We start from the raw sequence: 11944 nt of genomic DNA, 5'->3' as shown, positions 1-11944 counted from the left end.
AAGAAATATTTATTTCTAAATTCGAAATTATTAAATTATAATGAAGAGAGAATAGGTTTATTAGGGGGATTTATGGAAAAGTCTGTTGAAGTATTATTTACTCAAGAAGTAATCAATCAGTTTTTAATGAATTTTGAATTAGAATCAATAGTAAAAAAGTTAGGAGACTTTGAGAATTATGTATTCGAAGTAGTTCGTAATGATCATCCAGCGGTTTTAAGAATCACCCATAGTTCCCATCGAAATAGGGCTGACATAGAAGCTGAGCTGGATTGGATGAACTACCTGAACGAACATGGTGTTCATTGTCCTAAAGTATTTCCTTCCAAAAAGGGACAATTAATAGAAACTCTAGAGGCAGCGGATGAGTCCAGTTTTTTTGCTTGTCTATATACAAAGGTAGAAGGGGACCCTGTAAAAGTCAACTCCGATCAATTCAATAACGAATTGTTTTCTGCATGGGGTAGAGTAACGGGTCAAATGCATGCTGTAACGAAGGAATATCAACCGAAAAAAGGGATGAAATTACGTCCTTTTTGGCATGAGGAAGAACTAATAGATGTTGAAACGTATTTTCCAGATGAACAAGAAATTATTAAGAATACAAATGACCTTATGAAAGAGCTATGGGGGCTTCCTCAAACGAAAGACAACTTTGGTCTAATCCATACAGATATTCATTCTGGTAACTTCTTTTATGACGGTAAAGAGGTACATGTGTTTGATTTTGACGATTGCAGCTACCATTGGTTTGCATCGGATATTGCCATCCCGCTTTATTATTCTATTTTTTATGGATTGCGAAATGCTGATGAACAAGAAAAGACAGACTTTGCAAGCAATTTCCTTACATATTTTATTGAAGGATATAAGGAGTTTAATACAGTACCTGAGAATTGGGAGACACATTTACCACTTTTCTTAAAGCTAAGGGATATTACGCTTTATTCAGTATTTCAAAAGAAGATCGCCCCAGAAGACAGAGACGAACGATTAAATCAAATAATAAATGAGATCAAGCAAAGAATTATTCAAAAAGATACTATTGTAAAAACAAAGTAGACGAGACCTATGATGGGTCTCGTTTTTAAATTAATTATGGAAATTGACATCATCATAAAATTTTTTTATAATAATTTTGAAATCGAGATAATTTTCAAAACAAATCTAAAGGATGAGTTTTTATGGAGAATGATTCAGTAGCTAAGTCTTTAAAGTTATTTATTGTCCTTTCAAGAGCATATAAAGCGATTAATGAACATGTAAATAAAGTAATTCAAGCAAGCGGTTTAAACCCTACTGAATTTGCAGTATTAGAGCTTCTTTATCATAAAGGAGACCAGCCAATGCAGCAAATTGGTGGAAAAATTTTGCTAGCTAGCGGAAGTATTACTTACGTAGTCGACAAGCTTGAGCAAAAAGGGATGTTAAAAAGAATTGCGTGTCCAAAGGATCGCAGAGTAACCTATGCTCAAATTACGGAAGAGGGAAGAGCGTTCATTCAAGATATTTTTCCTGAACATGCAGAGCAAATTGATCAACTTATGTCGAGTCTAACTGATACGGAAAAATCAGAAGCGATTGAACTATTAAAAAAATTAGGTATACCTGCAGGTAAATTTTAATACGGCCAAAAGGTCGTATTTTTTTTGTAAAAGGAATATGATGGTAGAGTGTCGAAGAATTATAAGGTAGAAATAAAGATAGGGGGATATTTAATGAGCTTTGAAAACTATACATATGTACGTCCGAATTTAGAAGAAGTTTCAGCCAAATTTGATACTTTACTTAAACGCTTTAATAGCGCATCGTCTGTTGAAGAGCAAAGTGGAGTCATGCATGAAATTAACGCAGTTAGAAATGACCTTGGTACCATGTTCAATTTATGTTACATTCGGCACTCTATTGATACAAACGATGAATTTTACAAGCAGGAACAAGACTATATGGATGAAATTCAGCCTGAGATTGAGGGGTTGGCTACAAAGTATTATCAAGCATTGGTGGAATCACCATTCCGTTCAGAGCTAGAAGAAAAATGGGGCAAGCAGTTATTTTCCCTTGCAGAAGGACAGTTGAAGACATTTAAGCCTGAGATCGTCCCATTACTCCAAAAAGAAAATCGCTTGTCCACTGAATATACAAAACTAATAGCATCGGCAAAGATTGACTTTGAAGGTGAAGAGAGAACATTAACTCAATTGCAGCCATTTACAGAATCAACTGATAGAGAAATGAGAAAGCGAGCAAATGAAGCAAGATTTGGCTTCTTAGCTGAACATCAAGCAGAGCTTGATCGAATTTTCGATGATCTAGTAAAAGTAAGAACAGAGATTGCTCAGACACTTGGCTATAAAAACTTTGTAGAGCTAGGTTATTATCGAATGATGAGAACAGACTACAATGCAGAAATGGTAGCGAATTTCCGTCAGCAAGTGAAGGACTTTATTGTTCCAATAGCTACTAAACTAAAAGCTCGTCAGCAAGAGAGAATTGGTTTAGACCAATTAAAATACTATGATGAGGGCTTTATTTTTAAGACAGGAAATGCTGTTCCAAAAGGCAGTCCAGAATGGATCATTGAAAATGGTCAAAAAATGTATGAAGAACTTTCAGAGGAAACAGGATCGTTTTTCCGTTTTATGCAAGACAATAACCTTATGGATTTAGTCGCTAAAAAAGGAAAAGCCGCTGGCGGTTATTGTACATTTATTGAAAACAATAAAGCTCCATTTATTTTTTCAAATTTCAATGGAACATCTGGTGATATCGATGTATTAACACACGAAGCTGGGCATGCTTTCCAAGTATACTCTAGCCGTCACTTCGAAATTCCAGAATACTATTGGCCAACCTATGAAGCATGTGAAATTCATTCCATGAGTATGGAATTCTTTACATGGCCTTGGATGGAGCTTTTCTTCAAGGAGGATACAGATAAGTATAAGTTCTCGCATTTGAGCGAGGCCCTACTTTTCCTTCCATATGGAGTCTCCGTGGATGAATACCAGCATTGGGTATATGAAAATCCTACAGCAACACCGCAGGAGCGTAACCTTCAATGGAGAGAAATTGAGAAGAAGTACTTGCCTCATAAGGATTATGATGGGAATGAATACTTAGAAAACGGCGGCTTCTGGCAGCGTCAAAGCCATATTTACAATTCACCTTTTTATTATATTGATTATACTCTTGCTCAAATTTGTGCTTTCCAATTTTGGAAGCGTTCAAGAGAAAATCAAGAAGAGGCTTGGAGTGATTATGTAAAGCTTTGTAAACTAGGAGGAAGTATGTCATTTACTAAACTAGTGGAAGAAGCAAACCTTATTTCTCCTTTTGAAAATGGCTGTGTAGAATCTGTCATCGGTGAGATTGAAAATTGGTTGAATTCGGTTGACGATAAAAATCTATAATAGTAAAGAAGAGGTTGACTGAGTCAACCTCTTTCATTTATTGGACTAAACCAGCTTGAGAAACGACTTTTAGTTGTCCATCTTCTAAAATCGCTGTTAATTTATGGGTATCAGGTTGCTCCAGGATAAAATCAGCAATGGTATCTTCGAGTTTTTCTTGAATAACTCTGCGGAGTGGGCGTGCACCGAAAGCAGGATGATATCCAAGCTCAGCTAATTTCTCTTTTGCTTCCGTTGTAATAGTTAATTCAATATTTTGTTCGGCTAAGGTTTCTTTTAATTCATTAATCATTAAATCAACTATATATAAGATATTTTCTTTATCTAGTGCGTTGAATTCAATGATGCTATCAAAGCGGTTTAGGAATTCTGGTTTAAAGAAGCTGCCCAATGAGTCAAGAATATTGGCCTCTTCAACTGCTTCATTCGTACTAAAACCAACGTGGATTGATTTATGACCAACTCCCGCATTACTTGTCATAATGATGACTGTATCCTTAAAGCTTACAATTCTTCCTTGGCTGTCTGTAAGGCGCCCATCTTCAAGAATCTGTAAGAACATGTGTTGGACATCAGGATGAGCCTTTTCAATTTCATCTAACAAAATAATACTATAAGGATTTCTGCGTACTTTTTCGGTAAGTTGTCCTGCCTCATCATGGCCAACATAACCAGGAGGAGAACCAATTAATTTTGAAACACTGTGTTTCTCCATGTATTCACTCATATCCAGACGAATCATGGCATCTTTTGTACCGAACAGATCTTCAGCAAGTGTTTTTGAAAGTTCTGTTTTCCCGACACCAGTAGGACCAACGAATAGGAAGGAGCCAATTGGACGATTTTTTGACTTTAAGCCTGCACGACTTCTTCTAATCGCTTTTGCCACCTTCTTTACAGCCTTTTCTTGACCAATGACTTTATTGTTTAGGTTCGTTTCTAAATCCTTCATCTTTAGCTGTTCATCCTGTTGTAGTTTACCAACAGGAATCCCTGTTTTTTGTTCAATAATTTCTTGAATATGTGAAACTTGAACAATTAGTCTTTCAGAGCTTGTATCCTGATTTAATGATTGTTCAAGCTGCACTTCTTCATCACGTAGTTTTGCAGCTACTTCGTATTGTTCTTTTTTTAGTGCTTCTTCTTTCGCAGAAGCAATTTCCTTTAATCGTGCTTCAATTTGTTCGGTACCCTTATAATCAGAAGTTAAGTTTAATTTTGAGCCAGCTTCGTCAAGTAAATCGATCGCCTTATCTGGTAAGAAACGATCTTGAATATAGCGGTGTGACAATTGGACACATGCTTGAATCGCTTCATCAGAATAAGTTACTTCATGATAATCTTCGTACTTCTTTTGGATTCCTTTTAAGATGTTAACTGCTGCCTCCGGCGTTGGTTCAAGAACATGCACCGGTTGGAAGCGTCGTTCTAATGCGGAATCCTTTTCAATTTGACGATATTCCTTTAACGTTGTTGCGCCAACTACCTGTAATTCACCTCGTGCTAGAGCAGGTTTCAAAATATTTCCTGCATCCATTGAGCCTTCAGCAGAACCGGCACCCACTAAAAGATGAATTTCATCGATAAAGAGAATAATATTTTTACGTTCCTGTAATTCAGAAATCAGTTTCTTCGTTCGTTCCTCGAATTGTCCACGAATTCCTGTATTTGAAACTAATGAGGCAACATCTAATAAATAAACTTCTTTGTTCCGTAATTTACTTGGTACGTCCCCTTCAGTAATTTTTAAGGCGAGGCCTTCTGCGATGGCAGTCTTCCCGACACCAGGTTCACCAATTAACACGGGATTATTTTTGTTTCTTCTGTTTAAAATTTCAATGACACGTTTGACTTCTTCATCACGTCCAATGACGGGGTCGATCAAACCGGCTTTGGCCATAGTGTTTAAATTGCGTCCAAATTGATCAATAAATCCACCATTTGATGCTTTTTGATGTGTAGTGTATGATTCTGCGTCATTTTGATCTTGTGCAGAGTGATTATGCATAAATAGATTTTCAAAAGGGAAGCTTGAGAATGAGTTCATAGGTGAACTAAAATTAGCCCCTAATGCATTCTTTTCTTTTACATAGCATTCGTGACAGAGTTTTATTTCCTTACGTTGGCCATTGATATTCATATTTAACTGTACATTTGCATGGTTTGCATTACATTTTTGACAAAGCATAAGCAAATAACCTCCTTAAAGGAATGAAATTTATTAAAATCAAAGTTTGACTTTGACTATCTTTGACTTTATGACCATAGTATACTCTGACCTATTTTGACTTTCAAGTGATTTGTTTATAGAAATGGTTACCAATTCGGAAAAAAGCTCGTCTTTGTTTGTCCCTTTATTCATATATTGGTGTTAAGGGGGAGATGATGTGAAGAAGAATTGGACAGCAGCCTTTCAAATTGCGGCAGTCTATGTAGGAACTGTAATAGGGGCAGGATTCGCCACAGGAAAAGAAATTGTGGAGTTTTTTTCACGGTTTGGATTCTTTGGCTTAATTAGTATATTAATGAGCGGATATCTCTTTATTGCATTAGGGTCTAAGCTTATGAGAATTGCTGCCCAAATTAATGCTAAATCTTATCAGGAGTTTAATGAATACCTGTTTGGTAAATGGCCGGGCAGGGTGATCAACATATTCATGCTCTTTATGCTTTTAGGAGTTAGCGCAGTAATGCTTGCAGGTGCAGGTGCCGTTTTTGATGAGCAACTTGGCCTTTCTAAAAACTTCGGTGTTTTTCTCACGATTGCATTATCGATCATTGTAATGTTAATAGGTACAAAGGGACTTTTTGCTGTTAATGGCTTTGTGGTACCACTAATGATCTGTTTTAGTCTAATATTGATGTTTTTTTCTATTCAGATGCCTAATTTTTTGGGGCAATTACTCTATATACCACATGCGGATGATGGCTGGAAAAGTGTCATCGCTCCATTTTCTTACACCGCATTAAACCTTGGCTTAGCACAGGCAGTTCTTGTCCCAATTGCATCGGAAATTAAAGACGATTGGACGATTAAATGGGGGGGGATTCTCGGGGGATTAGCGTTAACTCTCATCTTAATTGCAAGTCATTCAACCTTAATTATGCTCCCAAACCTTGAACAATATGAAATTCCAATGGCCATTATTATGAAAAATTTGGCGCCTTTTCTCCACGGGGTGTTTGTCATAGTGATATACGGTGAGATTTTCACATCTGTCATTGGTAATGTATTCGGGCTTGACCGTCAGTTGAAACAATATATGGCTATCCCAACCATAATATCAGTTACGTCCATTTTTGTTGTTTCCTACCTAATAAGTTTGGTGAACTATGGTACCCTTTTATCCTATTTATATCCTTTGTTTGGTTATATTTGTTTGACTTTCTTTATTTTACTTTGGATGAAACCATTTACACCCTATGAGAAAAGTTAAAGAGGCTGACTTCGAAGTCAGCCTCTTGATTAATATCTACGTTTTATCCAAGCGGTAATACAATAAAAATCATAAAATCAAAGATGAGGTGTGAAACAATAACAAGTGGCATGCTTTTCTTCCAATAATATAAAAGCCCCCATGCGAGTCCTGATATAAACGCAGCCAATACTAATAGAAACGAGCCTGAATAAATGTGTACAGAAGCGTAAAGTACGGCTGCCAATAAAACACTGAACACTGGATTAAAATACTTCATTAATTTCTTTTGTATAAATCCCCGCCAGAAAAGTTCCTCTCCCGGTGCTGCAACCAATACTAAGGCAATATACTGCCAAAATAACGAAGGTGCATACCACTTGTACAATTTTTTTAAGCTGCTTTCAAATGGAAGATGGAGCCACTCCATCGCATGAATGCCTAGCCAGAAAACAAAATAGAGTAAGAATCCGCTTATTGCCCCAAGAAAGAAATACTGGATAAATGGGATTTCATCGTCAACATCACCTTGAAGAGTAGAGAAGGCAATTAATATGAGTAACGAACCGGAAAATATATACCAAAAAATGGTTTTATCATGAAATGAAAAGTTGATAAGGATGTGGGCAATGATGAACCCGACAATCAGTCGTATGTCTAGGTTGTGTATTTTCATTTTTGGCATCTCCTTTAAGAATCAATAAAAATTATTGTAGCAAATATGTATTTCAAAGGAAATGTTTACATCCATCAATTCACAAAAATGACTGATAAGAAATTAAAAAAAAGAAAAAATAACATAGAAAGGAGTGAAAGGTATGAGTAAATCAAAGAGCGAACAAGAACGTGAATGGACAGTTAGAAAGCAGGATCAAAATCCTCATGGGAAAGTAAAGTCATTTAAAAATTTAGCGAGTGAAGCAGGGAAGGGAAAAGAATAGAGTTGAGGGGCAAAAAAAGAAAAGGCAGTATAAAACTGCCTTTTCTTACGAATTATTACCATTAATAAGCGCTTTCTTTTACAACCTTATAGTTTTTATGGTTGACAACTGTACGTTGATCTAATTCTAAATCACGATAATTATCCATATATGTTAGGTCGACTATTACAGAATTTTCATTTACCTTCTCAACGATCCCTTGCAAGCCACCACGGAATTCTATGATATTCCCAACTTCTGCTTTTTTCATTTAGTCTCTCTCCTTTACTACAAAACTATAATAAAACCAGTTAAATACCAGTTTGCACTACTTTTCGGAATTCGTAAAGCCTTTTATTTGACAATTTGGTTAATTCTTACTGATTATTTAAATATATGTGAAGAAAATAGTAAAAAGAATAGAAAACGCTACCAAAAGTAGAATAAGAGAAAGTGGAATTTGACTTTTTGAAAGGTGTATACGGTAAAATAATTTAGGAAAAGGTGGTGTTTTTTAAATGAAGGAAGAATTCGTGACTGACATATTAAATCGATTAATGACGGGTGAGCTATCGGAGTATTACGTGAAAAATGAAGATTTTATGGCATTCCGTCAAGTTTTAGTGAAAAGAGAGGATTTCAAACATTTTCGTGGAATCGGACAACGAGGTGGAGATGTCCTCTATCAATATCTAAAGGAACCAAGAAGCTAACGAGACAAGCCGCTTTAACCAAGCGGTTTTGTTTATATTTGGAAAAATTTTAAAATTTGATAAAATGAATAAGATGATAAAATTTTTTAGGCGTCAAAGGGGATGAGAGAGTGTTCTTTACAGAGAAATTAACGGAATTAAAGCAGGAAATAAGTAAAGTGATGGTAGGGAAAGATACAGAAATTGAGTTAATGGCCATTTCTTTGTTGTTTAATGGTCATATCTTACTTGAAAGTGTACCTGGGACGGGGAAAACTATGCTTGCCAAAAGCTTTGCAACTGCAATTGGAGGAGAATTTTCGCGCATTCAATTTACTCCAGATGTACTCCCGAGTGATGTAACAGGAATACAATTTTTTAATCCAAAGCGACAAGAGTTTGAGTTAAGACCAGGCCCAATTATGGCAAACATCGTGTTAGCTGATGAAATTAACAGGGCCACTCCGAGAACACAGTCAAGCTTATTAGAAGTAATGGAAGAAAGACAAGTAACCATTGACGGAGAAACTGTACAGTTAAAGGAACCTTTTATGGTAATAGCCACACAAAACCCTGTTGAATCGCAACAAGGAACTTTTTCATTGCCAGTTGCACAGATGGACAGATTTTTTATAAAAATTAATGTCGATTACCCGGTTTATGAAGATGAAAAGAGAATCATCCAAATTCATCGTGGGGATAAAAAAATGAGTACCATTGCTCAAGTCTTTACAATACAAGAAATAGAGCAATTAAAGTCTGCCATCAACGATATTCACCTGTCAGATGAGATGGAAGATTATCTGTTATCTGTTGTCAGAAAAACAAGAGAACACAATAGTATTGAATTAGGCGTAAGTCCGCGAGGAACTTTAGCATTGATGAAGGCATCGCAAGGAAAGGCGCTTTTAAGCGGTCGTACATATGTTACTCCTGATGATGTAAAGGCGGTAGCACCCTATGTCTTAGGGCATCGAATCTTTTTATCAATTGAAAGTTCACTTACAAAAACGCCAGAATCGATTATTGAAGAAATCATGCACTCGGTACCTGTCCCAGTAGAAGTGGGGACAAATGAATGACTTGGAGCAAATATTCGGTAGAAGATCGAAAGATTCCGGGTATTAGTGTGTTTGCTATCCTCCTTATCTTTGTGAGTTTGTATATGGATTCAAAATTAGTCCTTTTCTTGGCAATCTTCTTTCTAGTCATTGTGGTCGCAAACCATTATTATCTAAAAAAAGCAGGTGAAGAGCTTCGATTAGATAATATTTATGAAAAAAACCATTTTTTTGTCGAAGATAAAGGACATTGGTCATTTGTTTTTAGGAATGAAGGACTTCCTATCTTAAAAGGCGAACTGAGAATTTACTTTGATTCCTTTGTTGTTCCAAAGGGCGAACGAATTGAAACAAGTCTCTCTATGTATGATATTTCACTGCCTTTTACTATTTTTACAAACCAAACAAAGCAGGTAGTCATTCCTTTTGAAGCGAGTAGAAGGGGGATTGCTAAAATTCGAAAACTTGAATTTCACGTACCTAGTCTTTTAGGTTTTGGTGAGATTATTTTGGAGTCAAAAGTTTTTCTTAGACAGCAAGCGGTGGTCTATCCTCAGCCTATTCCTGTAAAAGGTTTAATGGAGAAATTATCTATTCTTCAAGGTGTAAACGCAGTGCCGTATTCAGTTTTTGAAGATCGTCTTGGCCCACTTGGTACAAGGGATTACGTACCTTCAGACAGCTTTAATCGAATACATTGGAAAGCGAGTGCAAAAAAGCAAACACTGCAAACAAAAGTCTTTGAGAAGATTTCTGAAAAAGGGTGGGCCATTGCATTAAATGTATCAAATGGTCATTCCATTACAGGTGACATCGAGAAGTTAATCAGTGGAATAACTGAGATTGCTTATTATGCCTTTAACAAACAGATTCCATATTCATTATGTATTAATGCACGCACAGCAGGAAGTACTCCATTTATCTTTCTTCCAAAAGGAGATGGTAAAGAACAATTGCAAAAGGTATTAGAAACACTTGCTTCTATTAGTATTCAAAATACGAGCATCCCCTATGAATATATGCTTTCATTTTATAATAGGCATCTAGCACCACAACCATTTTTTATCCATACCGGTATCAGGACGGAAGAAGCAAATCGAATGCTCTCGAAAATAGGGCAAAGGGGAGCAAAGTTGCTTGAGCTCTCAATTGAACAAGAACATGGTATTTTGTGCGAATTAGATATTCAAAATGATAGAAGGGTACGCCTATGATGAAACGTGTCGCTTCCATAACCTATCGATTTGTATTGGAGTGTAATGTAGGATTTCTATTTGTTTTTTTATTCTTTATTAATAAAAAGGAACTTCCACCCATTACCTTATTATTCCTTACTTCTGTAAGTGGTATGATACTTTTTTCTATCCTTCTTGTTAAGTTACGGGAAAAGGGAAAGTGGATCTATATTGCAACCATTTTTCCGTTATTGTTGTTTATTTATCACCAAGTGGACCACTCTCTTTTTCTAGGATTAATTATTGGTTTGTTTATATTTTGGCGGGGAATTACATTATATGATGACGTGTTTTTAGGTTCTGAAACAGTTGTACTTTTGTTATCCTTTATGGTGGGTTTAGTTGCCATCATCTATTCTGCGGTGAGTCGCTATCCATTTCAAGACGTAGTGGTATATCTGCTTATATCTCAAATAATCCTAGTTGTATTAGGTAGCTATTATAGCAAATGGTATTCAATTCAAACAGATAAATCTAAATTTGCTCTATATTTTTTAAGAATCTTTGCCGTATTCTCCATTTTAGGTTTTGTACTAACCTTTTCACTAAAATATATCCAAATTGCTTTTTTTAGCATTTTACATGTAATGGTCATTCTTTTTAGTAATTTGATTGCTAAACCACTCTTGCTTGCTATTGAATTCTTAATCAGTCTTTTTGGGCACAAAGAACATATTCCAGAACTTCTTAGCAGCGATATGGAATTAGAAGCTGGTAAATATAAAGATCAATCCTATGGTTTTACAGAAGAGATCTTATATGTTTTGCTATTTGCCGGAGTAGTATTGTTTATTGCTTATTTAATATATAAAAGAAGACTAAAGCTCCAGGCAATAGAAAGTCATTCGAACCCACGGGTAGAGGTATTTGAGACTTTATTTAACACAAACCTGAGTAGAAGGGTACCAAGAAGAGGAAGACCTCCAGAGGAATTTATTAGAAAAGAAATATACAATCTAGAGAAATACGCTCATAAATTAAAATTAGGCCGTCTTTCGTCTGAATCGCTTGAAGAGTGGTGGAAGAGAATTGGATTGGTAGGAGGAAATGAGATTATGACCACGTACGAAAAAGTACGTTATGGCGAAATACAATCATCTGTTAAAGACCAAACTTTTTTTAAGAAAGAAATCCATCAGTTAAAGCAGCAAATGAAAGATATTCATAATAAGTTAAAACATTAAGCAATTAAAAAGCATGGGGAGGG

The 11944-nt window shown here is 35.8% G+C and carries 12 protein-coding genes; 9 read left to right on the top strand and 3 right to left on the bottom strand.

What is annotated here, in order from left to right; translation table 11 throughout:
* The first annotated feature begins 72 nt into the window (after positions 1-72).
* From QE429_RS18840 to QE429_RS18830, 3 genes are all read left to right on the top strand, one after another.
* Positions 73-1062, top strand: coding sequence for a phosphotransferase enzyme family protein (locus tag QE429_RS18840; protein ID WP_307289200.1), 990 nt, complete (start codon positions 73-75; stop codon positions 1060-1062).
* Positions 1063-1184: 122 nt separating this feature from the next.
* Positions 1185-1625, top strand: coding sequence for a MarR family winged helix-turn-helix transcriptional regulator (locus tag QE429_RS18835; protein ID WP_307289199.1), 441 nt, complete (start codon positions 1185-1187; stop codon positions 1623-1625).
* 93 nt (positions 1626-1718) lie between these two features.
* Positions 1719-3413: a M3 family oligoendopeptidase gene (locus QE429_RS18830; protein WP_307289198.1), complete on the top strand. Its 1695-nt coding sequence runs from the start codon at positions 1719-1721 to the stop codon at positions 3411-3413.
* A 37-nt stretch (positions 3414-3450) separates the two neighbouring features.
* On the opposite strand, the gene QE429_RS18825 is transcribed toward QE429_RS18830, so the two are convergent.
* On the bottom strand, positions 3451-5601 hold the full coding sequence (locus tag QE429_RS18825; RefSeq protein WP_307289197.1) for an ATP-dependent Clp protease ATP-binding subunit: 2151 nt from the start codon (positions 5599-5601) through the stop codon (positions 3451-3453).
* A 199-nt stretch (positions 5602-5800) separates the two neighbouring features.
* On the opposite strand from QE429_RS18825, the gene QE429_RS18820 reads away from it, so the two are divergent.
* Positions 5801-6850 (top strand): YkvI family membrane protein, encoded by a 1050-nt coding sequence (locus tag QE429_RS18820; RefSeq protein ID WP_307289196.1) that lies wholly within the window; start codon positions 5801-5803, stop codon positions 6848-6850.
* 43 nt (positions 6851-6893) lie between these two features.
* On the opposite strand, the gene QE429_RS18815 is transcribed toward QE429_RS18820, so the two are convergent.
* On the bottom strand, positions 6894-7505 hold the full coding sequence (locus tag QE429_RS18815; protein WP_307289195.1) for a CPBP family intramembrane glutamic endopeptidase: 612 nt from the start codon (positions 7503-7505) through the stop codon (positions 6894-6896).
* 142 nt (positions 7506-7647) lie between these two features.
* Here QE429_RS18815 and QE429_RS18810 point away from each other — a divergent pair, with 142 nt between their 5' ends.
* Complete coding sequence (locus tag QE429_RS18810; protein WP_307289192.1) at positions 7648-7770, top strand: DUF6254 family protein; 123 nt, start codon at positions 7648-7650, stop codon at positions 7768-7770.
* 61 nt (positions 7771-7831) lie between these two features.
* Here the strand turns inward: QE429_RS18810 and QE429_RS18805 are convergent, their stop codons facing one another.
* On the bottom strand, positions 7832-8020 hold the full coding sequence (locus QE429_RS18805; protein WP_149869412.1) for a YkvS family protein: 189 nt from the start codon (positions 8018-8020) through the stop codon (positions 7832-7834).
* A 247-nt stretch (positions 8021-8267) separates the two neighbouring features.
* On the opposite strand from QE429_RS18805, the gene QE429_RS18800 reads away from it, so the two are divergent.
* The 4 genes from QE429_RS18800 (at position 8268) to QE429_RS18785 (ending at position 11921) form a co-directional block, all read left to right on the top strand.
* Complete coding sequence (locus QE429_RS18800; protein ID WP_307289189.1) at positions 8268-8462, top strand: hypothetical protein; 195 nt, start codon at positions 8268-8270, stop codon at positions 8460-8462.
* A 161-nt stretch (positions 8463-8623) separates the two neighbouring features.
* A complete protein-coding gene (locus QE429_RS18795; protein WP_373463270.1) occupies positions 8624-9523 on the top strand; it encodes an AAA family ATPase in 900 nt (299 codons plus the stop codon).
* The gene (locus tag QE429_RS18790) at positions 9520-10716 is read left to right on the top strand and encodes a DUF58 domain-containing protein (protein ID WP_307289186.1); all 1197 of its coding nucleotides are present in this window, start codon (positions 9520-9522) and stop codon (positions 10714-10716) included. The genes QE429_RS18795 and QE429_RS18790 overlap by 4 nt, the downstream gene beginning before the upstream one ends.
* Positions 10713-11921, top strand: coding sequence for a hypothetical protein (locus QE429_RS18785; protein WP_307289185.1), 1209 nt, complete (start codon positions 10713-10715; stop codon positions 11919-11921). Before QE429_RS18790 ends, QE429_RS18785 begins: the two co-directional genes overlap by 4 nt.
* The last annotated feature ends 23 nt before the right edge of the window (positions 11922-11944 follow it).

This window comes from Bacillus sp. SORGH_AS_0510 (genome assembly GCF_030818775.1).
GTDB lineage: Bacteria > Bacillota > Bacilli > Bacillales > Cytobacillaceae > Neobacillus.
Note: the sequence above shows the minus strand (reverse complement) of the source record. Positions and strands in the feature narration are given on the sequence as shown.